At 73.2% G+C, this 22,292-nt stretch carries 18 protein-coding genes; 9 read left to right on the top strand and 9 right to left on the bottom strand.

Annotation, left to right across the window (positions count from 1 at the left end; genetic code table 11):
* Positions 1–237 precede the first annotated feature (237 nt).
* Together ABT129_RS11990 and ABT129_RS11985 are read left to right on the top strand one after the other, a co-directional pair.
* On the top strand, positions 238–3,066 hold the full coding sequence (locus ABT129_RS11990) for a DEAD/DEAH box helicase (RefSeq protein ID WP_351899846.1): 2,829 nt from the start codon (positions 238–240) through the stop codon (positions 3,064–3,066).
* 298 nt (positions 3,067–3,364) lie between these two features.
* Positions 3,365–4,783, top strand: coding sequence for a cytochrome P450 (locus ABT129_RS11985; protein ID WP_351899845.1), 1,419 nt, complete (start codon positions 3,365–3,367; stop codon positions 4,781–4,783).
* A gap of 58 nt (positions 4,784–4,841) precedes the next feature.
* Here ABT129_RS11985 and ABT129_RS11980 read toward each other — a convergent pair whose 3' ends face one another.
* Genes ABT129_RS11980 through ABT129_RS11970 form a run of 3 tightly spaced genes read right to left on the bottom strand, consistent with a single transcriptional unit; the run spans position 4,842 to position 7,259 of the window.
* The gene (locus ABT129_RS11980; RefSeq protein WP_351899842.1) at positions 4,842–5,801 is read right to left on the bottom strand and encodes an ADP-ribosylglycohydrolase family protein; all 960 of its coding nucleotides are present in this window, start codon (positions 5,799–5,801) and stop codon (positions 4,842–4,844) included.
* A gap of 4 nt (positions 5,802–5,805) precedes the next feature.
* Positions 5,806–6,258 (bottom strand): ABA4-like family protein, encoded by a 453-nt coding sequence (locus tag ABT129_RS11975; protein ID WP_351899840.1) that lies wholly within the window; start codon positions 6,256–6,258, stop codon positions 5,806–5,808.
* Positions 6,255–7,259, bottom strand: a complete 1,005-nt coding sequence (locus ABT129_RS11970; protein ID WP_351899839.1) for a hypothetical protein — start codon at positions 7,257–7,259, stop codon at positions 6,255–6,257. The genes ABT129_RS11975 and ABT129_RS11970 overlap by 4 nt, the downstream gene beginning before the upstream one ends.
* Before the next feature lie 118 nt (positions 7,260–7,377).
* On the opposite strand from ABT129_RS11970, the gene ABT129_RS11965 reads away from it, so the two are divergent.
* The gene (locus ABT129_RS11965) at positions 7,378–8,007 is read left to right on the top strand and encodes a MerR family transcriptional regulator (RefSeq protein WP_351899837.1); all 630 of its coding nucleotides are present in this window, start codon (positions 7,378–7,380) and stop codon (positions 8,005–8,007) included.
* 366 nt (positions 8,008–8,373) lie between these two features.
* On the opposite strand, the gene ABT129_RS11960 is transcribed toward ABT129_RS11965, so the two are convergent.
* The gene (locus tag ABT129_RS11960) at positions 8,374–9,207 is read right to left on the bottom strand and encodes a siderophore-interacting protein (protein WP_351899834.1); all 834 of its coding nucleotides are present in this window, start codon (positions 9,205–9,207) and stop codon (positions 8,374–8,376) included.
* Between the two features lie 83 nt (positions 9,208–9,290).
* A complete protein-coding gene (locus ABT129_RS11955; protein ID WP_351900127.1) occupies positions 9,291–10,196 on the bottom strand; it encodes a 5'-3' exonuclease in 906 nt (301 codons plus the stop codon).
* Positions 10,197–10,547: 351 nt separating this feature from the next.
* Here ABT129_RS11955 and ABT129_RS11950 point away from each other — a divergent pair, with 351 nt between their 5' ends.
* The 4 genes from ABT129_RS11950 to ABT129_RS11935 all read left to right on the top strand — a co-directional run bounded on the left by ABT129_RS11950 (position 10,548) and on the right by ABT129_RS11935 (position 15,135).
* Positions 10,548–11,717 carry a quaternary amine ABC transporter ATP-binding protein gene (locus ABT129_RS11950; protein WP_351899831.1) on the top strand — a complete coding sequence of 390 codons (1,170 nt, stop codon included), beginning with the start codon at positions 10,548–10,550 and terminating at the stop codon, positions 11,715–11,717.
* Positions 11,710–13,506: an ABC transporter permease/substrate binding protein gene (locus ABT129_RS11945; protein WP_351899828.1), complete on the top strand. Its 1,797-nt coding sequence runs from the start codon at positions 11,710–11,712 to the stop codon at positions 13,504–13,506. The genes ABT129_RS11950 and ABT129_RS11945 overlap by 8 nt, the downstream gene beginning before the upstream one ends.
* Positions 13,507–13,681: 175 nt before the next feature.
* The gene (locus ABT129_RS11940) at positions 13,682–14,233 is read left to right on the top strand and encodes a helix-turn-helix domain-containing protein (protein ID WP_351899825.1); all 552 of its coding nucleotides are present in this window, start codon (positions 13,682–13,684) and stop codon (positions 14,231–14,233) included.
* 140 nt (positions 14,234–14,373) lie between these two features.
* Positions 14,374–15,135 (top strand): helical backbone metal receptor, encoded by a 762-nt coding sequence (locus ABT129_RS11935; protein WP_351900126.1) that lies wholly within the window; start codon positions 14,374–14,376, stop codon positions 15,133–15,135.
* Here ABT129_RS11935 and ABT129_RS11930 read toward each other — a convergent pair.
* Positions 15,062–16,234 carry a TDT family transporter gene (locus ABT129_RS11930; RefSeq protein ID WP_351899822.1) on the bottom strand — a complete coding sequence of 391 codons (1,173 nt, stop codon included), beginning with the start codon at positions 16,232–16,234 and terminating at the stop codon, positions 15,062–15,064. The genes ABT129_RS11935 and ABT129_RS11930 overlap by 74 nt on opposite strands.
* Before the next feature lie 70 nt (positions 16,235–16,304).
* Between ABT129_RS11930 and ABT129_RS11925 the strand changes: the two genes are divergently transcribed.
* The gene (locus tag ABT129_RS11925; RefSeq protein WP_351899820.1) at positions 16,305–17,357 is read left to right on the top strand and encodes a LysR family transcriptional regulator; all 1,053 of its coding nucleotides are present in this window, start codon (positions 16,305–16,307) and stop codon (positions 17,355–17,357) included.
* A gap of 165 nt (positions 17,358–17,522) precedes the next feature.
* On the opposite strand, the gene ABT129_RS11920 is transcribed toward ABT129_RS11925, so the two are convergent.
* The gene (locus ABT129_RS11920; protein WP_351899817.1) at positions 17,523–19,154 is read right to left on the bottom strand and encodes an amidohydrolase; all 1,632 of its coding nucleotides are present in this window, start codon (positions 19,152–19,154) and stop codon (positions 17,523–17,525) included.
* Positions 19,155–19,222: 68 nt separating this feature from the next.
* Positions 19,223–20,029 (bottom strand): TetR/AcrR family transcriptional regulator, encoded by an 807-nt coding sequence (locus ABT129_RS11915; RefSeq protein WP_351899814.1) that lies wholly within the window; start codon positions 20,027–20,029, stop codon positions 19,223–19,225.
* Positions 20,030–20,098: 69 nt separating this feature from the next.
* On the opposite strand from ABT129_RS11915, the gene ABT129_RS11910 reads away from it, so the two are divergent.
* A complete protein-coding gene (locus tag ABT129_RS11910) occupies positions 20,099–21,553 on the top strand; it encodes a purine-cytosine permease family protein (RefSeq protein WP_351899811.1) in 1,455 nt (484 codons plus the stop codon).
* A gap of 18 nt (positions 21,554–21,571) precedes the next feature.
* Here ABT129_RS11910 and ABT129_RS11905 read toward each other — a convergent pair whose 3' ends face one another.
* On the bottom strand, positions 21,572–22,258 hold the full coding sequence (locus ABT129_RS11905) for a gamma-glutamyl-gamma-aminobutyrate hydrolase family protein (RefSeq protein WP_351899808.1): 687 nt from the start codon (positions 22,256–22,258) through the stop codon (positions 21,572–21,574).
* Positions 22,259–22,292 lie beyond the last annotated feature (34 nt).

The following is a 22,292-nucleotide window of genomic DNA, read 5'->3' as shown; positions in this document are numbered from 1 at the left end:
GCACGACACCTCGCCGGTCCCCCGGACGCCGTCCGGGGGACCGGTTCTGCTTCCAGGAGGCCCTCGCCGTGCCCGGGGGCCCCTTCCGCGTGCGACCCGGGACCCGACCGGGTTCGGGGCGGAGCCGTGACGGAGTGCCTCCCGGAGCTCCGATCAGACCCCCGGAGGGGGCTCCTCCACATCCCCTCGATAAAGATCGCGTCACTGTCACACGTCGCGGGTAGGCTCGACAACAAGATGACAGAGGACCTCACACCAGCCCAGGCGTACGCGGCCGCCCTCGCTCGCAACGCCGAGCAGGCCACCGCCCTGGCCCCCTTCCGCGAGATGTACGAGTTCGGTCTGGACCCCTTCCAGATCGAGGCCTGCAAGGCCCTCGAAGCGGGCAAGGGCGTGCTCGTCGCCGCACCCACGGGCTCCGGCAAGACCATCGTCGGCGAGTTCGCCGTCCACCTCGCCCTCACCCAGGGGCGCAAGTGCTTCTACACGACACCCATCAAGGCGCTGTCGAACCAGAAGTACGCCGACCTCGTCAAGCGGTACGGCGCCGACAAGGTCGGCCTGCTCACCGGTGACAACAGCGTCAACGGCGACGCGCCGATCGTGGTCATGACCACCGAAGTCCTCCGCAACATGCTGTACGCGGGCTCCCAGGCCCTCTCCGGCCTCGGCTACGTCGTCATGGACGAGGTCCACTACCTCTCGGACCGCTTCCGCGGCGCCGTCTGGGAGGAAGTGATCATCCACCTCCCCGAATCGGTCACCCTCGTCTCACTCTCCGCGACCGTGTCCAACGCCGAGGAGTTCGGCGACTGGCTCGACACCGTCCGCGGCGACACCGAGGTCATCGTCTCCGAGAGCCGCCCCGTCCCGCTCTGGCAGCACGTCCTCGCCGGGCGCCGGATGTACGACCTCTTCGAGGAGGAGACCGACCACGGCGGCCGCGGCGCCTCCCGCCGCGAGGTCAACCCCGACCTCCTCCGCCTCGCCCGCACCGAGAACACGCGCACGTACAACCCGCGCGACCGGCGACGCGGCAAGATGATCCGCGAGGCCGACCGCGAGCGCGAGCGCCGCCAGCGCTCCCGCATCTGGACCCCCGGCCGCCCCGAGGTCATCGAGCGCCTCGACGCCGAGGGACTCCTGCCCGCGATCACCTTCATCTTCAGCCGCGCCGCCTGCGAGGCCGCCGTCCAGCAGTGCCTCTACGCCGGACTCCGCCTCAACGACGACGAGGGACGCCTGCGCGTCCGCGAGATCGTCGAGGCCCGCACCGCCGCCATCCCCACCGAGGACCTCCACGTCCTCGGCTACTACGAGTGGCTCGAAGCCCTGGAGCGGGGCATCGCCGCCCACCACGCCGGCATGCTCCCGACCTTCAAGGAAGTCGTCGAGGACCTCTTCGTCCGCGGCCTGGTCAAGGCCGTCTTCGCCACCGAGACGCTCGCCCTCGGCATCAACATGCCCGCGCGCACCGTCATCCTCGAAAAGCTCGTCAAGTGGAACGGCGAGCAGCACGCCGACATCACCCCCGGCGAGTACACCCAGCTCACCGGCCGTGCCGGACGCCGCGGCATCGACGTCGAGGGCCACGCCGTCGTCCTCTGGCAGCGCGGCCTCGACCCCGAGCACCTCGCCGGCCTCGCCGGCACCCGCACGTACCCGCTGCGCTCCAGCTTCAAGCCCTCGTACAACATGGCGGTCAACCTCGTCGACCAGTTCGGCCGGCACCGCTCCCGCGAGCTCCTCGAAACCTCCTTCGCCCAGTTCCAGGCCGACCGCTCCGTCGTCGGCATCTCCCGGCAGGTGCAGAAGAACGAAGAGGGACTCGACGGCTACCGCGAGGGCATGACCTGCCACCTCGGCGACTTCGAGGAGTACGCGCGGCTCCGCCGCGACCTCAAGGACCGCGAGACCGAACTGGCCCGACAGGGCGCCGCCCAGCGCCGCGCCCAGGCGGCCGGCTCCCTGGAGAAGCTCAAGCCCGGCGACATCATCCACGTCCCCACCGGCAAGTTCGCCGGACTGGCCCTCGTCCTCGACCCGGGCATCCCGGCGGGCCGCACCAACGGCCACCGCGGCTTCGAGCACCACGACGGGCCCCGCCCCCTCGTCCTCACCGCCGAACGGCAGGTCAAGAGACTCGCCTCCATCGACTTCCCCGTCCCGGTCGAGGCCCTGGAGCGGATGAGGATCCCCAAGTCCTTCAACCCGCGCTCCCCCCAGTCCCGCCGCGACCTCGCCTCCGCCCTGCGGAGCAAGGCCGGGCACATCAACCCCGAGCGCCACCACAAGCAGCGCTCCGCCGCCGCCGACGACCGCGAGATCGCCCGGCTGCGCACCGAGATCCGCGCCCATCCCTGCCACGGCTGCGACGAGCGCGAGGACCACGCACGCTGGGCCGAGCGCTACCACCGTCTGCAGCGCGACACCCAGCAGCTGGAGCGGCGCATCGAGGGCCGCACCAACACCATCGCCCGGACCTTCGACCGCATCGTCGCGCTCCTCACCGAGCTCGACTACCTGCGCGGCAGCGACGTCACCGAGAACGGCAAGCGGCTCGCCCGGCTCTACGGCGAACTCGACCTGCTGGCCAGCGAATGCCTCCGCGACCGCGTCTGGGAAGGCCTCACCCCGGCCGAACTCGCCGCCTGCGTCTCCGCCTTGGTGTTCGAGGCGCGTCAGTCCGACGACGCCGTCGCGCCCAAGCTGCCCGCGGGCAACGCCAAGGCCGCGCTCGGCGAGATGGTCAGGATCTGGGGCCGCCTGGACGCCCTCGAAGAGGAGTTCAAGATCAACCAGGCGGAGGGGGTCGGCCAGCGCGAACCCGACCTCGGATTCGCCTGGGCCGCCTACCAGTGGGCCTCCGACAAGAGCCTCGACGAGGTGCTGCGCGAGGCCGAGATGCCCGCCGGTGACTTCGTCCGCTGGTGCAAGCAGGTCATCGACGTCCTCGGACAGATCGCGGCGGCGGCGCCCAAGGAGAACAGCACCGTCGGCAAGAACGCCCGCAAGGCCGTGGACGCGCTGCTGAGGGGCGTCGTGGCGTACAGCTCGGTGGGCTGACGGGGCTGACTACGGTCCTCGTCCTCCCTCTTTTCACGGCAGGTGCCCGTGGCGATCACGCCACGGGCGCTTCTGTTTTCCCGGGACGTCCGGGGCGTCGTCCGGGACGTCTGGGGCGTCGGCCGGGGCGCGTCCGGGCCGGTGCTCGGATCGTCGTCCAAGCCGTCGCCCATGCCGTCTTCCGAGCTGGAGTCCAGACGGTTGTCCACAGGTCGTTGTCCACAGGGGTGGCGCGGGCAGGGGGCTTCCGCTTGCATGGACTCACAAGCAGGGAAGGCCAGTTGGGGAGGGGACGTCCATGACCACGCAAGCCGGTCATCCGCACGCCGGAACAGACGAGGGGCCGTCGACAGGGGCAGGGGTGCCGGTCGGGGCTGCGGCTCCGGTTGTCGTCGACGGGCCCCGAGGGGTGCCGCTTCTCGGCAGCCTGCCCGCCTTCGGCAAGAACCCGCTCGCCTTCTTCGAACAGCTGCGGGACCGCGGCGACTTCGTCCGCTGGCGCTTCGGCCGCAAACCGTCCCTCTTCATCGCCCATCCCGACACCGTCGGCGAACTCCTCACCGAGGTCGAGCACAGCTTCGACCAGCCGGACCTCGGCATCGCCTTCCGTACCCTCCTCGGCAACGGCGTTATCGTCTCCAAGGGAGCGGACTGGCGACGCAAGCGCTCCCTGGTGCAACCCTCCGTCCGCCCCAAGCAGGTCCGCTCCTACGCGGCGACCATGACGGAGTGCGCCGTCGACCTCGCCGACCGGTGGACCGACGGACAGCACATCGACATCAAGAAGGAGATGGCCGCCCTCACCCAACTCGTCGCCGTCCGCACCATCTTCGGCGTCGACACCGCCGCCGACGCCGACGCCATCGGGCAGGCGATGGACGTCGCGCAGAAGGAGATCGGCGCCGAGTTCAGCGGCATCGGAGCGATACTGCCCGACTGGGTCCCCACCCCCGGCCGCGCCCGCATCAAACGGGCCACCGCCGTCATCGACGCGGAGGTGTCCCGTGTCGTCTCCCGCCACCGCGACGGAGAGACCGACCGACCCGACCTCCTCAGCCGGCTGCTCGCCGCCCGGGACGAGACCGGCGCCCCCCTCTCCGACCAGGAGATCCGCGACGAGACCGTCACCCTCTACATCGGCGGCCACGAGACCACGAGTTCGACTCTCGTCTGGGCCTGGTACCTCCTCTCCCGCAACCCCCGGGTGCGGGACGCCCTGACCGAGGAACTCGACCGGGTCCTCGCCGACCACGAACCCGGCTACGACGACTACGCCTCCCTCACCTACACGCAGGCCGTCATCAAGGAGACCCTCCGCCTCTACCCGACGATCTGGCTCCTCACCGGCCTCGCCAAGGAAGGCGCCACGCTCGGCGGTATGCCCGTGCCCGTCGGCACCCGCGTCTGGTCGAGCCAGTGGGCCACCCACCGCGACCCCCGCTGGTACGGCGACGCCGACGCCTTCCGGCCGGAGCGCTGGATCGGCCAGGAGGGCGAACCCGCGGAGGAGATACCCGAGTACGCGTGGTTCCCCTTCGGCGGAGGACCCCGCGTCTGCCTCGGCACCCGGTTCGCCCTCGTGGAGGCCGTCCTGGTCCTCGCCGTTCTGGCCCGCCGCTACCACCTGGACCTCACCGCCGACGAGATCCTCCCGGTCCCGAGCCTCACCCTGCAGCCGGACCGCGACGTCCTGGCGACGGTCCACGCGCGGGGCTGACGCGGAGCGGGGAGGAGAAGGGAGAGGAGGACAGGGGAGCGATGGGGGAGGGCGAGGCTCAGGCGGGGCCGTTGGTCAGGGCGATCGCCAGCCGCCGGAGGTCGTCCGCGTGCAGGACCCGTTCGCCGCATCCCGGTAGCGGGACATGCAGGGTGGCCGTCCGGCGGCCGGGGATCGCGGCGGCTCCGTACACGGCGCCCGCGAGCATGCCGGTCACGGCCGCCACCGTGTCGGTGTCCCCGCCCAGGTCGACGGCCGCGACCAGGGCCTCCTCGAAGGAGCCGGTGGTACGCAGCGCCCACACCGCCGAGCCGAGGCAGGGCCAGACCGCGCCGTTGAACTCGGTGGCGTCGTCCGGGTGCCAGTCGGGTGCCAGGGCCGCCGCCCATCGCTCCCGGTGCGCAGGGTCAACCTCCGCGAGGGTCGCGGGGACGGCGGTGACGGGGTCCTCGCCGAGGAGGGCGACGCGGACCAGCTCGTGCAGGATCGCCGTACCCTCCCAGGCCGCACCGTCCCCGTGGGTCAGTGCGCTGATGCGGCGGGCGGCGTCCATCGTCGCGGTCCGGCCCCGTGCCGCGAAGTGCACGGCGGAGGTCGAGGCGCGCATCAGCGAACCGTTGCCGGCGGCCCGTGCGTTGATCTGGAAGTGCATGGAGGCGGCGAGGTCCCAGGGGTCTTGGCCGAGCAGGACCTGTTCGGTCTGGAGGCCGATGTCCTTGGGGTCGGCCGCCGCCCAGCGGCGGAACCGGTCGAAGACGTCCGGCAGATCGAGCCCACCTCGTTCGAGGAGCGACTCCCCGACGAGGACGGCCATCTGCGTGTCGTCGGTGGCCTCACCCGGATCCCAGCCGCCGCCCCCGCACAACTCCCCGACACCGTCGGGGAAACGCTCCCGGAAGACACCCGGGAGCCCGAACTCGAAGGGAGCGCCGAGGGCGTCGCCCGCGGCTGAGCCGAGGACGGCGCCGACGGATCGATCATGTCGAACGTTTCGGCCGGAGCGATCGGTGTCTCGCATCCGGTCAGCGTAGAGCGGGCTCCTGGGGTCGTGTCGGCGCCCTGGACGTCCACACCGCGCGGACCACCAGGAACAGCGGGAGCCCGATGGGGGAGAGGAGGATCGTCAGAAGGAGCAGCGGGGCCATCAGGAGGGGTGGCACGGAGAGGCGGCGGGCCTCGCGGTACATCCACTGGCCGAGCAGCAGGTCCCAGGCGATGATCTGCGCCCAGATCGCCCCGGCCCCGTTGCCCAGTGCCACCAGGTCGCGGAAGGTGTCGATGTCGGGGTTGCTGACCGCCGTCCACAGCTCTGGTGCGACGGGGGCGGCCAGGACCGCCCAGACGGTCAGGAGCGGGAGGACGGTCAGGGGCGAGGCAGCGACGCGCTCGGTGATCCGCCAGGCCGGCGCGCAGATCATCAGCAGCCAGACGGGCGCTGCCAGGAAGAACGTCAGCTCGAAGAGAAAGCCCGTCATGGCGTGAACTCCTGGGAGGGGTGAGGGGCGGGGGTGGGGGCCGAGGGGGAGGCGGGGGTGGGGGAGGGGGAGGGGGAGGCCCCCCGGGCCCCCCGGAGGGAGAGTGCGGTGGCCGCGGCGCCGAGCAGCGCGATCGCCCCCGCGCCCGCCAGCGTCACTCCGTCCGGTGCCAGCAGTGCCTGGCCGCGCAGCGCCTGCCAGGTCAGCAGGACGAAGGTCGCCGCGTACGCCGCCGCGGCCGTGAGCGTGAGCCGGAGCCGTACCCGCTCGTCCGCGAGGCGGGCGAAGCGCGGTGCGAGTGCGGCCAGGACGATCAGCAGCAGCGGGAGCAGCTGGAGCGCGTGCATGCCGAAGAAGTGGGCGATGCGCAGGTCGCCGCCGTTGCTCGCCCAGCCGGTCAGCGGCATCGACGGGCCGCCGTCCGGGACGCCGACGGCGTGGGCGCCGGAGATGGGCGCGTTGTCGTCCGCCAGCTGTTCCGGGGTCGGACGCACCATCAGGAAGCCCACGGCGGCGCCCGCCAGGGCGATCAGCGAGGAGAGCCGGACGGCCCAGGCCATGGCCCGGTCGAGGATCCGGGCGCGCAGCAGGAGGGCCGCGATGACCAGGGCGCCCAGCCACAGGATGACGACCGTGGCGCCCATGATCTGGAAGACGGCGTCGTCGAAGGGGGTCGCGTGGTTGAAGTGGCTCTGTTTGCCGCGGATCACCTGGAGGGTGATGAGCACCATCTCGGCGGCGCTGGCGACGACGACCACCGTTCCGGCCCACCAGCCGACCCGGCGTCCTCGGGGCAGCAGCGAGAGCATCCAGGCGAGCGAGAGCGCGTACGCGACGAACGAGACGGAGAACTTGAACGGCTTGGTCCAGATCGGTACGCCGACCAGGATGCGGTCGTCGACGAGGATGCCGACCGCGGAGATCAGGGCGAGGGCGCCCATGGAGGCGGCGAACCAGACCAGTGGTCGGTGGAGCCGGGTGAGCGAGGGCAGTGAAGACATACCTATCCCCCCGTGGGATGTATGGATAGCGGCACTAGCCACTATCTGATAGCGCCACTATCTATGATGGGGGTGTCGGTCGGCAAGGCCGAAGCAAGGCCAGGAAGGTGAACACGCGGTGCGCATTGGAGAGTTGAGTCGCAGGGCCGGGGTTTCCGTGCCGACGATCAAGTACTACGTACGAGAAGGGCTGTTGCCGGCCGGTGAACTGACGAGCCCGAACCAGGCTTCGTACGGGGAGACGCACGTTCAGCGCCTCCGCCTGATCCGGGCACTCCTCGATGTGGGCGGCCTGTCGGTCGCCAGCATTCGCGAGGTGATCAGGGAGATCGACGACCCCGGGCGGCAGGTGCACAAGGTGCTGGGCACGGTGGCCGGCCGACTGGTGCCCCGCTACGAGGAGCCGGGCACCGGAGTCGAGGAGGCGCGGGAGCGGGTCGCCGCGCTGATCGAGGCGCGCGGCTGGCGCACCCAGCCCACCGGCCCGGCCTCGGAGGCGCTGGCGGTGGCGCTCGCGACCCTCGAAGAGGTCGGCCATGGGGGGTTCGCCGAGGTCCTGGACGTCTACGCGGACGCGGCGGAGGGGGTGGCGCGGGCGGACCTGGAGTACGTGTCGCGCAACGTGGCGCGTGAGGAACTCGTCGAGAGCGTCGTCGTCGGCACGGTCGTCGGCGACGCGATCTTCTCGGCCCTGCGGCGCATGGCCCAGACGGACGCCTCGGACCGCACCTTCGGGCAGACGACCTAGCCCGGACGGCTCGGGTCGGGCGGCTCGGGTCGGACGGTTTGGCTCGGACGGCTCGGTCCGGAAGGCTCAGTCAGGCCCGGCTCGGTCAGGCCCGGCTCGGTCAGGCCCGGCTCAGTCAGGGCGGCTCGGTCCGGACGGCTCGCTCAGGACGGCTCGCTCAGGACTGCTCGGTCCGGAAGGCTCGGCCGGGACGACTCGGTCGGCCCGGACGGCTCGGTCGGGCGGGACCTCTCCGCGTGGGCGGAGGTCGCACCCCTGCGGAAAGGCCTGGGGCCCGGGGGGTCGACCCCCCGGGCCCCAGGCCTCGGTTCCTCCGCTGTCGCGTCGGGTCCGGGGGAGCGTTCTCCGCCCGGCCCGCCGCGAGGCTCAGCTCTCCTGCTCGCGTTCCACCTGGTCGTTCCACTCGCGCTTGATCGCGCGCCACGCCTCGTCCGACTTCCCCAGGCGCCAGTAGCCCGAGATCGACAGGCGCTCGCGCGAGACCTCGCGGTCGAGGCGCAGATGCCGGCGGAGCTCCTTCACGAAGCCCGCCTCGCCGTGGACGAAGGCGTGCACGTCGCCCGCAGGGAACTCCAGCGCCTTGACGGCCTCGGCGAGGGCCTCGCCCGGCGCCCGGTCGCCCCGGTGCAGCCACGTGACCTCGATGCCGTCCTCCGTCGCGAACTTCTGCTCCTCGGCGGCGTCGGAGATCTCCACGAAGGCGTGCACGCGCGCCCCGGCGGGCAGCCGCTCCAGAGCCACCGCGATGGCCGGGAGCGCGCTCTCGTCACCCGCGAGCAGGTGCCAGTCCGCCTCCGGGGCCGGGGCGTAGCCGCCGCCGGGGCCGAGGAAGCGCATCGTCTCGCCCTCCGTGGCGCGCGCCGCCCACGGGCCCGCGAGGCCCTCGTCGCCGTGGACCACGAAGTCGATGGTCAGCTCGCGGTGGACCGGGTCCCAGGCCCGAACGGTGTACGTCCGGGTCGTCGGCCACTGCTCGCGGGGGAACTCCTCCCGGATCCGGTCCATGTCGAACGGCTCCGGGTACGCGACCCCCTCGGGGGCGAAGAGCAGTTTCACGTAGTGGTCGGTGTACTCGCCGACCTCGAAGGAGTCGAGCCCGGGACCGCCCAGGACGACCCGCACCATGTGCGGGGTGATCCGCTCGGTGCGCACCACGTGCGCTTCGGTGGCCTTCGGTGCCTTGCGGGGCTGCTCTGCCACGAGGGGCCTCTCCTGATTTCGACGTACTTAGGTATGCCTAAGCTAGCACCCCGGGGTGTGGTCGCCCCAGTGAATTCTTCTCGTCAGCGCTCCAGGACCGGCAGCAGACGGCCCACCGCGCCGCCGAGACCCCAGCGCTTCACCAGCGCGTCCAGTGCCGCCGGGTCCCGGGGGGCCGTCGGCAGGGTCGCGTCGAACTCCGGCAGGGGTACGTCCCCGGCCACCCGCACCACCGTCGGCGCGACGTCCAGGTACGCGGCCGCCTCCACGATCCCGCGCCGCTTCGCCGGCGTCAGCTTCGACGTCCGGTCCTCGGCCGCGGCCCGCACGCCGGCCAGGTCCCCGTACTCGGTGATCAGCTGCGCCGCCGTCTTCTCGCCGATGCCCTTCACCCCGGGCAGGCCGTCGCTGGCGTCCCCGCGCAGGGCCGCGAAGTCCGCGTACTGGTCGGGGCGCACCCCGTACTTCGTGCGGATCAGTTCGTCGTCCACCAGGTCGCAGTCGCCGACGCCCTTGCGCGGGTACAGCACCCGTACGCCCCGTGCGTCGTCCACCAACTGGAACAGGTCCCGGTCGCCCGTGACGATGTCCACGGCTCCCGCCGCGCGCCCCGTGAGCGTCCCGATCACGTCGTCCGCCTCGTAGCCGGCCGCTCCGATCCTGGCGATGCCGAGCGCCGCCAGGACCTCCTCGATCACCGGCACCTGCGGGGAGAGGGTGTCGGGGATCTCCTCCTCGTCCGGGCCGGTCTCCGTCTCCGCGGCGACCCGGTGCGCCTTGTACGAGGGGATCAGATCCACCCGCCACTGCGGCCGCCAGTCGTCGTCCCAGCAGGCCACCAGGTCGTCCGGCTGGTGGTCCTGGACGAGCCGGGTGATGAAGTCGAGCAGCCCGCGCACGGCGTTGACCGGCGAGCCGTCGGGGGCGCGGACCGAGTCCGGCACGCCGAAGTAGGCGCGGAAGTAGAGGCTGGCGGTGTCGAGGAGCATCAGGCGTCGCGTCACCCCTCGTACTTTAGGGCTCGCTCCGCCTCCCGGGCGTTGGCGCCGGGCTCACGGGGCCGACCTGCGCAGGCCCCCCGCACATCCCCACCCCACCTCCCGCCCCCGCCCCCCTCGCGCACCCCGCTCACACCCCACCCCACACCCCCACGTGACCCCCGTCACCTTTGCGTTTGCACCCTGTGAAGAGGGGCAGGCGCGAGCCCGGAGCGGAGCCCGGTACGGGATTCAACGAATGGATCCCCGTGCACGACGGGTCCGCGGGCCGATCCCGCCCGCTCCACGGCCCGGCCGCGCGGGGGTGGTGGGGCTGTTCTCGTTGCTACCCGTGAGGTTTATGTGTCCAGGCTGCAGGCAGATCACCTGTTCAAGGTGTTCGGCAGACGACCCGACGAAGCCGTCCGCAGGCTCGCCGCCGGTGCCGACCGCGAGGAGCTGCGCGCCGAGGGGACGACAGCAGCCGTCGTGGACGCCGGTTTCGTCGTCGAACCCGGTCAGATCTTCGTCGTGATGGGGCTCTCCGGGTCCGGCAAGTCCACCCTGCTGCGCATGCTCAACGGCCTGCTCGAACCCACCGCGGGCCGGGTCCTCTACGACGGCCGTGACCTGACCGCGCTCTCCCCCCGCGAGCTGCGCGCCGTCCGGTCGACCAAGATCAGCATGGTCTTCCAGCACTTCGCGCTGTTCCCGCACCGGAACGTTCTGGAGAACGCCGCCTACGGCCTGGAGGTCCAGGGAGTCCCGCGCGCCGAGCGCGAGACCCGGGCCACCGAGGCCCTCGAACTGTGCGGCCTCGCCGGCTGGGAGAAGTCCTGGCCCGACGAGCTCTCCGGCGGTATGCAGCAGCGCGTCGGCCTGGCCCGCGCGCTCGCCACCGATGCCGACCTGCTCCTCATGGACGAGTCCTTCAGCGCGCTCGACCCGCTCATCCGCCGCGACATGCAGGACCAGCTCCTCGTGCTCCAGCAGCGGCTGAAGAAGACCATCGTCTTCATCACCCACGACCTGAACGAGGCCATGCGCCTCGGCGACCGCATCGCCGTGATGCGTGACGGCCGGATCGTGCAGCTCGGCACCGCCGAGGACATCCTGGTCCGCCCCGCCGACGACTACGTCGCCTCCTTCATCCAGGACGTCGACCGCTCCCGGGTGCTGACCGCCTCCGCCGTCATGACGGCCGGAGCGACCCCGGCCGACTGCCCCGCCGACTGCCCGTGCGAGGCCGTCGGGCCGGACACGCTCGTCGCCGATCTGTGCGCCGTCGCCGCCCGTACCCCGCACCCCGTGACCGTCGAGGACGCCGAGGGCACCCCCCTCGGAGTCGTCGCCACGGAGCGCCTGCTCGGCGTGATGGGCGGGCTCGGTGCCACGGCCGTACCGGGGAAACCGGACGCCCCGAACGCCCCGGACGCCCGGAAGACCCCTGCCGCCCCGGACACCCCGGAGGTGCCGGCCGGCCCGCGGGGCTCGGTCGCCAAGGACCTCCAGGAGGTGACCGCCCGTGCCTAGGCTTCCCCTCGGCGAGTGGGTCGACAGCTCCGTCGACTGGCTCCAGGCCCAGTTCTCCTGGCTCTTCGACGCCGTCAGCACCGGCGTCACCGGTCTCTACGACGGCATCGACGCGGTCCTGTCCGCGCCGCATCCGCTGCTCTTCGCCGGCATCCTCGCCGTCATCGCCTGGTGGCTGCGCGGACTCGCCACCGGTGTCCTCGCCTTCGCCGGATTCGCGCTCGTCGACTCGGTCCAGCTGTGGGACGAGGCGATGGCGACGCTCTCCCTCGTCCTCGTCGCCACCCTGGTGACGCTGGTGATCGCGGTACCGCTCGGCATCTGGGCGGCCCGCTCGAAGACCGTCAGCGCCGTCCTGCGGCCGGTCCTCGACTTCATGCAGACCATGCCCGCCATGGTCTACCTGATCCCCGGCATCATCTTCTTCGGCGTCGGTGTGGTCCCCGGCATCATCGCCACCATCGTCTTCGCGCTGCCCCCCGGCGTGCGCATGACCGAGCTGGGCATCCGTCAGGTCGACGGCGAACTCGTCGAGGCCGCCGAGGCCTTCGGCACCACCCCGCGCAACACGCTCCTGCGCGTCCAGCTCCCGCTCGCCCTCCCGACGATCATGGCCGGCGTCAACCAGGTCATCATGCTCGGCCTCTCCATGGTCGTCATCGCCGGCATGGTCGGCGGCGGCGGGCTCGGTGGCGCGGTCTACCGCGCCATCGGCAACGTCGACATCGGTCTCGGCTTCGAGGCCGGCGTCTCGATCGTCGTCCTCGCCATGTACCTGGACCGGATGACCGGCGCCCTCGGCCAGCAGGTCTCCCCGCTGGGCCGCCGTGCCGCGGCCAAGGCCCGCGCCGCGCTGAGCGCGAAGCGGCCCGGGGCGAAGATCTGGGCCCACCGCCCGCAGCCCGTCACCGCGCTCGTCGGTGTCGTGGTCCTCGCCCTGGTCGCCGGCGGAACCGGCTTCCTCGGCACCGGCGGGACCGGCACCGCGACCGCCGGCAACGGCAAGAAGGTCAGCATCGGCTACATCCCCTGGGACGAGGGCATCGCCTCCACGTACCTGTGGAAGGAACTGCTCGAACGCCGGGGTTACGAGGTCGACACCAAGCAGCTGGAGGCAGGCGCCCTCTACACGGGCCTCGCCGGCGGCCAGCTCGACTTCCAGACCGACTCCTGGCTCCCCGTCACCCACGCCCAGTACTGGGAGAAGTACAAGAACAAGCTGGAGGACCTCGGCTCCTGGTACGGCCCCACCTCCCTGGAGCTCTCCGTCCCCTCGTACGTGAAGGGCGTCGACTCCCTCGCCGACCTCAAGGGCAAGTCGGGTCAGTTCAAGGGCCGGATCGTCGGCATCGAGCCCAGCGCCGGAATGATGGGCATCCTCAAGGACAAGGTCCTGAAGGAGTACGGCCTCGAAGGCGAGTACAAGGTCGTCGACGGCTCCACGCCCGGCATGCTCGCCGAGCTGAAGCGCGCGTACGAGCGCAAGGAACCGGTCGTCGTCACGCTCTGGTCGCCGCACTGGGCCTACTCCGCCCACGACCTCAAGAAGCTCGACGACCCGAAGGGCTCCTGGGGCAAGGGCGACGGCGTCCACACCCTCGCCCGAAAGGGTTTCTCCGCCGAGAACCCCGAGGTCGGCACCTGGCTGAAGAACTTCGAGCTCACCGAGAAGCAGCTCACGGACCTCGAAGCCGTCATCCAGGAGACCGGCAAGGGCAAGGAGCAGCAGGCCGTCCGCACCTGGCTCGACCGCAGCCCGGGGCTCGCGGAGAAGCTCACCCCGCAGTAGCCGCCCGGTGTCCGACGGCGACCGGTGAACGGTTCCTGTCCGAAAAGGGGTGGTCGCCGAACGTGTTCGGCGACCACCCCTTTTCGTCACGACGCGAAACCCCGCCCCAAAGCTGCGTAAGGTTCAGGTAACCGCCCGGTACGGATACGCACGAGGCACGAGGGAGGGAGCCGACATGGACGAGAAGGAATCACCCCGCGTGGGCGCGGCCGTCAAGAGGCGACGCAGAGCGCTCCAGCTCACCCTGGCCGTGGTCTCCTCCCGCAGCGGTCTCTCGGTGCCCTTCCTCAGCCAGGTCGAGAACGACCGCGCCCGCCCCAGCCACCGCTCCCTCGGCCTCGTCGCCGAGGCCCTGGAGACCACGGCCGACGAGCTCCTCGCCGCCGCCGAGGCCTCCCGCACCGTCGACGTCGTACGGGCGGAGGAGCGCTCCCCGGCCCTGCCTCCGGGGGTCCGGGCGATCGTCCGCGGCCGTCACCAGCTGCACGCCCTGGAGTTCACCGGCGAGCAGGACGCGGGGCGCGAGTTCCAGCACCGCAACGACGAGCTGCTGTACGTGGCCGACGGCGCCGCCGAGGTCGAGGCCGAGGGACGGGCGTACCGGCTCGGCCGCGGCGACACCCTGTACCTCTCCGGCGGGGTACGCCACCGCTGGCGCGCCACCGAACACGGCACCCGGCTGCTCGTCGTCGCCGTCGCGGAGCACGTCGAGGCCGAGGAGCAGTGACGGCGGCGCGGCGGAGGCCGGTGCCGACGGCCCCCTCCCTCGCCGCACCGGGCGCCGACCCCGTAGCGGTGCCGACAACCGACCCCCTCGCCGTGCCGGGAGCCGACTTCCCCGGCGTGCCGACGACCGACCCCCTCCTGGTGCCGAGGAGCGGGGCTCGCGTCGGGCCGAGAGTCGTCTCGCTCGTGCCGTCCCTGACCGAGGCCGTCGCCGTCACCGCGCCCGGCCTCCTCGTCGGGGCCACGGAGTGGTGCAGCCACCCCGCCGGCCTCGACGTCGTCAGGATCGGCGGCACCAAGAACCCGGACGTCCCCGCGATCACCGCCCTCCGCCCCGACCTCGTCCTCGCCAACGAGGAGGAGAACCGCGCCCCCGACATCGCCGCGCTGCGCGCCGCCGGGCTGGACGTCCTCGTCACCGAGATCCGCACCCTCGACCAGGGTCTGCGCGAGCTGGAGCGGGTCCTGGCCGCCTGCGGGGCGTCCCGCCGGCCGCGCTGGCTCGACGAGGCCGAGGCCGCGTGGGAGGCGGTGACCCCGGCGGTGGCCTCCTCCGACGGCGGGCCGCTCACCGCCGTCGTGCCGATCTGGCGGCGCCCCTGGATGGTCCTGGGCCGTGACACCTTCGCCGGTGACCTGCTCGCCCGCCTCGGTGTCCGCAACCTGTACGCCGACCACCCGGACCGCTATCCGCGCCTGCCGCTCGACGAGCTCCGGGCCGCCGCCCCCGACCTCGTCGTCCTGCCCGACGAGCCGTACCGCTTCACGCGCGACGACGGCCCCGAAGCCTTCCCCCGGACCGCCGCCGCGCTCGTCGACGGACGGCACCTCACCTGGTACGGGCCGTCACTGGCACGGGCGCCGCGGGCGCTCGCGCGGGCCCTGCGGGCAGCGCACCGCTGAGGAGGCCGCGCAGGGTGTGGGCGCCGGCCACCAGCCAGGCCGCGACGAGGAACACGTACAGGCCGATCGCGAGCCACCGGAAGGCGGCGAGTCCGGTGTGCTGGGCGAGCCCCTCGGCACCGGTCACGCAGGTCCCGACCGGGAAGGTGAACGCCCAGAAGGTCATCGCGAAGCCCATGCCCCGGCGGCGCGCCCGCAGCACCAGCGCCCCTGCGAGCGCCAGCCAGAGGAGCGCGAAGCCCATGACGGGCACGCCGTAGAGGACGGCGAAGGAGGCGAAGCCGTGGGCGTACGGGGCGGGCAGCACGCCCGGCGCCACGTCGGCGAACTTGTTCGCGGCGGTCGTCGACTGGCCGAGGGGGCCGAGGACGAGGAAGAGGGTGGGGGTGAGCGCGAGCGGCAGCGGCCCACCGGTCACGAGCCGGCCGAAGACGAGCGGCAGCATGACCAGGGTGGCGAGCAGGCTCAGGCCGAACATCGCCCAGCAGGCGAGCAGCAGCGTCTCCTGCGCCGCTCCGGCGGGCAGGTGCGGCACGAGCAGGGGGCCGAGGGCGGCCGAGACCATGGGGGCGACGACCGGCAGCAGCCACACGGGGGACGCGCTCTCGATCCGGTGGTGCACGACCATGAGGTACGGGATGCCCACCGCGGCCGCCAGACCGACGACCGTACCGACGGTGAACAGGACGGTGTCGAGCGCCAGGGCCGCCGGGAGCCCGATCCAGTCCCTGCCCACGATCATCGCGCCGCCGCCGACGGCGAGCAGCGCCATCGACAGACAGCCGTAGAACGGTGCCACGGCGGGGTCCAGGAGGTGGGCGCGGGCCTGGTCGCGGTGGTGGATCCAGTGCGCCGCGCGGGCGGTGAGCAGGACGAGCAGCATCGCGAGGGAGAGCGCCCAGACGGCGGCGCAGGCGGTACGGAGTCCGGGGAGGTCCAGCGGCAGGACGGCGCCGGCGTTGGCCACGATGGCCGTGCCCATCACGGAGGCGTACCAGTTCGGTCCGAGGTGACGGACGGAGCGGGCCGGGGAGACGGCCGGACGGGCGCCGGGGGTGGTGGCGCCGAGGGCCGGACGGGGAGGTGCGAGGCTTGCCATGGCTCCACCGTCGCCCGATTCCCGGGCCCCCACCAGGGATCATCCGGCTATGACGTCATAAGCTGGCCTTATGAGCCGGGAAGCGCGGGACAGCGGGGCGTACGGGGGCGAGCCGGGCGGCGCCGAGTCGGGCGGCGGCGGCCCGTCACGCGGCGGTGCGCCGAGCGGCGGCCCGTCGCGCGGCGGTGGGGCGTACGGGGGCGAGGTCAGGGGCCAGCTCCACCACCGGGTCCCGGACCTCGGCGCGCTCGAACTGCTCCTCGCCGTCGCCCGCCACGGGAGCCTCGGCGCCGCGGCCCGCGAGGTCGGCATCACCCAGCCCGCCGCCAGCAGCCGCGTCCGCTCGATGGAACGGCAGCTCGGCGTGGCCCTCGTCGACCGCTCGCCGCGCGGCTCCCGGCTCACCGACGCGGGCGCGCTCGTCACCGACTGGGCGCGGCGGATCGTCGAGGCGGCCGAGGCCTTCGACGCGGGCGCCCAGGCCCTGCGCGGGCGGCGGGACTCACGGCTGCGGGTGGCCGCGTCGATGACGATCGCCGAGTACCTGCTGCCGGGGTGGCTCATCGCGCTGCGCGCCGACCGCCCCGACACGGCCGTGTCGCTCCAGGCCGGGAACTCGGCGGTGGTCGCGGAACGGCTCCTCGCGAGCGAGGCGGACATCGGCTTCGTGGAAGGGCTCGCCGTGCCGGACGGCCTGGACGGCGTGGTCGTCGCGCACGACCGGCTCGCGGTCGTCGCCGCGCCCTCGCACCCGTGGGCCCGCCGCCGGGGCCCGCTGGACCCGGCGGAGCTGGCCGCGACCCCGCTGGTCCTGCGGGAGCGCGGCTCGGGCACCCGGCAGGTCCTGGACGCGGCGCTCTCCGGCCACGGCGGTCTCGCGCAGCCGCTCCTCGAACTCGCCTCCACGACGGCGGTGAAGGCCGCCGCCGTCAGCGGGGCGGGACCGGCCGTCCTCAGTGAACTCGCGATCGCCGAGGAGCTGGCCTCCCGCCGTCTGGTCGCCATCCCCGTCGAGGGCGTCCAGCTGCGCCGCGACCTCCGGGCGGTGTGGCCCACCGGCCACCGCCCCACGGGCCCGGCCCGCGACCTGCTGTCCCTGACCCGGGCCCGCCCGGCGGGCTGAACCGCAGTCCACCGGGCGGGGTGAACCGTGGGCCACCGGCGGGCCGACAGGCAGCCGACCGGCAGCCGACCGGCCGCCTGAACCGTCGTCGCCCGCCCCCGGGAAGCCGCCCGCCCCCGGGAAGCCGACCGCCCGAGGGAAGCCGACCGCCCGAGGGCAGAGGGATCAGACCCCCGCCGCCCGGTGTGTGATCCGCCCGTCCAGGACGGTCAGCAGGACCGGCAGGTCCGGCAGGTCCGTCGGCGGCGTGGTGAGCGGGTTCTCCGCGAAGGCCGTCAGGTCGGCGCGGAAGCCGGGTGCGAGCCGGCCCGCCTCGTGTTCCTCGCCCGCCGCGTAGGCCGGTGCCGTCGTCATGCCCCGCAGCGCCTCAAGGGCCGTCAGCGCCTGCTCGGGGCCGTGCGGCGCCTGTCCGAGGTCGCGGCTCGGGCGCCGGTGCCGGGCCCCGGCCATCACGCCCAGCGGCGGGAACGGCGCGATCGGCCAGTCGGAGCCCAGGACCACCGTGGCCCCCGAGTCGACCAGGTCCCGGCAGCGCCACGCGCGCGACGCGCGCTCCTCGCCGAGCCGGCGCGACCAGTTGTCGGTGTGGTCGGCGCGCGTGAAGTCGCAGCAGTGGGTGGGCTGCATCGAGGCGAGGACGCCCAGGTCCGCGAAGCGGCGCAGGGTGTCGTCCGGCACGGTCTCGATGTGCTCGACCCGGTGCCGCACCCCGCCGCCGGCCCCGGCCCGCGCCTTCTCGACGGCGTCGAGGACGTGCCGGACGGCCGCGTCGCCGATGGCGTGGGTGGCGGTCGGGACGCCCGCCCGGTGCAGCTCGCCGACGATGTGGGTGTAGGCGGCCGGGTCCGGCCAGAACGCGTGCGTCGACTCGCCGTGGCAGTCGGGGTGTTCCAGCCACGCGGTGCCGTTGTCGATGGTCCCGTCCATGAAGAGCTTCACGCCCGCGACCCGCCACAGCGCCCCGCCCGTGCCCTGCCGCTCGATCAGGGCCCGTACGCCGTCCGCGTCGGTGCCGGGCTGGCACCAGGGCGCCACGCGGAGCCGCAGCGCCAGCTCACCGGCCGCGTCGAGCTCTCCGTACAGCGCGAGGCTCTCGCCGTTGGCGTCCATGGCGTGACCGCCGGTGAGTCCGGCCGCCGCCATGGCCCGCAGCGCCGCCGCGAGCCGGTCCCGGCTCTCCTCCGGTGTCGGACGCGGGGCGACCCGTTCCACCAGCTCGCACGCCGCGTCCTCCTGGAGCAGGCCGGTCGGGCGTCCCTCGGAGTCGCAGACGACCTCGGCGGAGGCCTGGTCGAAGGTGCGGGGGCCGTCGACCCCGGCGAGTTCGAGCGCCCGGCGGCTGGCGAGCGCCGAGTGGGCGTCGAAGAGCAGCAGGAAGGCCGGGATCCCGTCGAGTACGGCGTCGAAGGGGGCGATGCCGACGGGCCGGTCGCCGAAGACGTTGGGGTCGAGGCCCCAGGCGAAGAGCCAGGCGCCGCGGTCGAGGGTCCGCGCCTCGCGGGCGAGCGCCTCCCGCACGTCGTCGAGGTCGGCGCAGTACGACAGGTCGAGGCCGTGGGTCAGCTCGGCGCCGGACACCGGGTGGAGGTGGCCGTCGACGAGACCGGGAGTGAGGACGGCCCCGTGGAGGTCGACGACGGTGGTGGCGGGGCCCGCGAGCGCGCGGATCTCACGGTCGTCGCCCAGTGCGGCGATCCGGCCGTCGTCGGAGACGGCGAGCGCGGTCTCCGGCAGGAACGCCCCCGAGCCGGGGTCGAGCAGACGGGCGGAGAGCAGGACGAGTCGGGCGGTGCGCACGGTGGGGCTCCAGGGGGAGGACGGGAGGCGGTACGGGGAGGGTGCGGGCCCTCGGCGGGCGAGGCGGGTCAGGAACCCTCGGCCGGCGGCGGCGCGTCGGCGGGGGCTGCGGGCTCGGTGGGCTCCGCGAGCAGCGGCCCGGCGTCCGGTTCGGCGGCCGGCGCCGTGTCGTCGGCTCCGGCCGGGTGCCGCGCGTCGGCGGGCCCGGCGGCCCGCGCCGCCGCCCCGGCGGGCTCGGGCAGCCGCTCCGCGTCGGTGAGGGCGCCGTGTCGCAGGCCCAGTTCGCGTTCCGCCGTCGTGAGGGCCATCCGGGTCACGGCCTCCGGCCGGTCGGTCCGGTCGGAGTTGGCGTGGGCGCCGAGGCCGTCGAGCACCACCAGGATCTGGATGGCCGCGGCACGCGGGTCGTCCGTGCGGAACTCGCCGTCCCGGACGCCCTCGCGGATGAGCTGTTCGAGTCGGTCGTCGGAGGCGAGTTCCTGTTCGGTGACCCGGTCGCGCAGGACGGGCCGGTAGCGGCTGAGGTGCCGGGCGTTGATCCAGAGGCGGCTGATGTCGTCGTACGCCTCGCCCGCCGAGAGGGCGAAGTAGCGCGCGAGCCACTGCGCGGGGGTCCCGTGGGGGCGGTCGGCCGGGAGCAGCGCGTCGAGTTCGCCGGTGGCGGCCACGCTGAACGCCTCACCCACCAGGTCGTCCGCCGACGGGAAGTAGTGGCTGATCAGGCCGGGGCGTACGGCGAGCTCGTCGGCGATCCGCCGCAGGGTGACGCACTCGAGCCCCTCGGTCAGGGCGATCCGGGCGGCGGTCTCCACGATCTCCGCCCGCCGGGCTTCCGGGGTTTTCCGAACTCGCTTGCGCTGGACGCTTGACGACATACCCGGGATGCTATTGAGTGTGCGACCAATAAGCAACCAGGTGGGCACCACACGCATCCGGAGGGCCGCATGGCTTCCACGATCCCCGACCCGATCCCCGGCCCCCAGGGCGCGCAGGTCACCCCGCGGGACACCGATCGGCCGGGCCGCGTCGAGGCCCACGGCATCGACCACATCCCCGATTCCGAGCGGCGCGGCCATCCCCGTGAGCTCTTCTCCGTGTGGGCGGCGGCGAACGTCAACTACCTCAGCCTCGTCATCGGCGGCGCCCTCGTCCTGATGGGCCTGAGCCTCTGGCAGGCCCTCGCGGCGATCGTCGTGGGCAACCTCTTCTGGGTGCTCACCGGCGTCCTCGCGACCTCGGGACCGGCCGCCGGCGCGCCCAGCGAGGTGATCACCCGGGCCCTCTACGGCGTCCTCGGCAACCGCGTGAACAACGCCGTCGGCGGCTGGCTGGTCTCCGTCTGCTACTTCGCCCTCAACCTCGCCGCCGCGGCCGCCGCCGCCTTCGCGCTCGTCGAGAGGGCCGGCCTCACGCCCACCACCCCCGTCAAAGCGGCCGTCGTGGTGGTCATCGCCGCGCTCACGCTGATCATCAGCGTCTACGGACACGGCCTGATCATCAAGCTGTACCTGCCGATCACGCTGGTCCTCGCCGGGGTCTTCGCCGTCGTCGCGTTCGCCGTCTTGCGGCACGCCGACCTCTCGTACGCCCCCGCCGCGCCGCTCACCGGCATCGACCTCTGGGCCCTGCTGCTCGCGGGCACCACGATGATCGCCTCCGGCCCTCTCTCGTACACCACGAGCGCCGACTTCTCCCGCTACCTGCCCCGTACGGCCTCGAAGAGGGCGATCGTCGGCTGGACCGCGTTCGGCGCGTTCCTGCCCAGCGTCGTCGTCTGTTCGCTCGGCGCCCTCGCGGCCACCGCCGTGGACATGACCGACCCCCAGACCGCGCTCCAGGAGATCCTGCCCGGCTGGTTCGTGCCGGTCTTCCTGCTCGCGCTGGTGCTCGGCACCATCGCCATCAACGCCCTGACCGCGTACAGCGCCGGGCTCGCGCTCCAGGCCGTCGGCCTCCGCGTCCGCCGCGCCGTCAGCGTCCTCGTCGACGGGGCCGTCGCCGTCGCCCTCACCCTCTACGGGCTGCTCGTCTCCAACTTCCTGGACACCGTCAGCAACGCGCTCCAGGTGATCGTCGTCCTGAGCGGCCCCCTGGCGGCGGTCTACGTCACCGACGTCCTGCTGCGCCGCGGCCGCTACGACGGTCCCGCGCTCTCGGACGAGACCCCCGGCAGCCCCTTCTGGTACCGGGCGGGCGTCAATCCGGCGGGTGCGCTGGCCCTCGTCGGGGGCATCGTCTCCGCGTCGCTCTGCGTCAACACCCTCTACACGGGCCCGGTCGCCGCCGCCCTCGACGGCGTCGACCTCTCCCTCCCCGTCGGCATGGCCGTCTCGGCCGCCCTGTACGCGCTCCTCATGCGGGACGATCCCGCGCTCCGCGCCGCCCGCGCCACGGTCTGAGCGGGAGCGCGCACCCGGTCAGGGCCGCCCGAGGGCGGCCCGCACCAGCCCCCGCATCACGCGCGTGTCCTCGCCCATCTCCGGATGCCACTGGACGCCGAGGACCCAGGCCGGGGCGTCCAGCTCGACCGCCTCCACCGTGCCGTCCTCCGCGTGGGCCGAGGGCGTCAGCCCCTTACCCAGCCGGTCCACGGCCTGATGGTGGTAGGTCGGGACCTCGGTGAGTTCCGGCACCAGGGACGCGTAGCGGCTGCCCGGCACGGGCTTCACCGCGTGCCGGCCGATCACCCCGACCGCCTCCACGTGTCCGTCCAGGTGCTGGACCAGCGTCCCGCCGAGCGCCACGTTCAGGAGCTGCATGCCCCGGCAGATCCCGAGCAGCGGGGTCCCGGAGGCGAGGGCGGCGTCGATCAGGGCGAGCTCCCAGGTGTCCCGCTCCCGGGCCGGCGGGCCGGTACGGGGGTCGGGCTCGGCCCCGTACCGTACGGGCTCGACGTCCGCCCCGCCCGCGACGACCAGCCCGTCGAGCCGGGCCACCACCGCCGCCGCGGTCTCCGGTCCGTCCGGCGGCAGCATCACCGCCATCCCCCCGCTCTCCTGGACGAGCCGCGGATAGGGGGCGGGGAGCAGCGCGGCCCGCATGTCCCACACCCCCCAACGGGCCTGGTCCAGGTAGGTGGTCACGCCGATGAGCGGCTTGGACACGGAACGTCCTCCAGAGGTGTGGTGCGGGGTACGG

The sequence above is a fragment of the Streptomyces sp. NPDC002057 genome (assembly GCF_040296665.1).
Classification (GTDB): domain Bacteria; phylum Actinomycetota; class Actinomycetes; order Streptomycetales; family Streptomycetaceae; genus Streptomyces.
This window is presented reverse-complemented; position numbering and strand designations above follow the sequence as displayed.

Bases quoted from the DNA above. Each gene is read 5' to 3' on its own strand.
- ABT129_RS11990 (WP_351899846.1), top strand. From the start codon at position 238: ATGACAGAGGACCTCACACCAGCCCAGGCGTACGCGGCCGCCCTCGCT.
- ABT129_RS11985 (WP_351899845.1), top strand. From the start codon at position 3,365: ATGACCACGCAAGCCGGTCATCCGCACGCCGGAACAGACGAGGGGCCG.
- ABT129_RS11980 (WP_351899842.1), bottom strand. From the start codon at position 5,801: ATGCGAGACACCGATCGCTCCGGCCGAAACGTTCGACATGATCGATCC.
- ABT129_RS11975 (WP_351899840.1), bottom strand. From the start codon at position 6,258: ATGACGGGCTTTCTCTTCGAGCTGACGTTCTTCCTGGCAGCGCCCGTC.
- ABT129_RS11970 (WP_351899839.1), bottom strand. From the start codon at position 7,259: ATGTCTTCACTGCCCTCGCTCACCCGGCTCCACCGACCACTGGTCTGG.
- ABT129_RS11955 (WP_351900127.1), bottom strand. From the start codon at position 10,196: ATGCTCCTCGACACCGCCAGCCTCTACTTCCGCGCCTACTTCGGCGTG.
- ABT129_RS11940 (WP_351899825.1), top strand. From the start codon at position 13,682: ATGGACGAGAAGGAATCACCCCGCGTGGGCGCGGCCGTCAAGAGGCGA.
- ABT129_RS11930 (WP_351899822.1), bottom strand. From the start codon at position 16,234: ATGGCAAGCCTCGCACCTCCCCGTCCGGCCCTCGGCGCCACCACCCCC.
- ABT129_RS11925 (WP_351899820.1), top strand. From the start codon at position 16,305: ATGAGCCGGGAAGCGCGGGACAGCGGGGCGTACGGGGGCGAGCCGGGC.
- ABT129_RS11915 (WP_351899814.1), bottom strand. From the start codon at position 20,029: ATGTCGTCAAGCGTCCAGCGCAAGCGAGTTCGGAAAACCCCGGAAGCC.
- ABT129_RS11910 (WP_351899811.1), top strand. From the start codon at position 20,099: ATGGCTTCCACGATCCCCGACCCGATCCCCGGCCCCCAGGGCGCGCAG.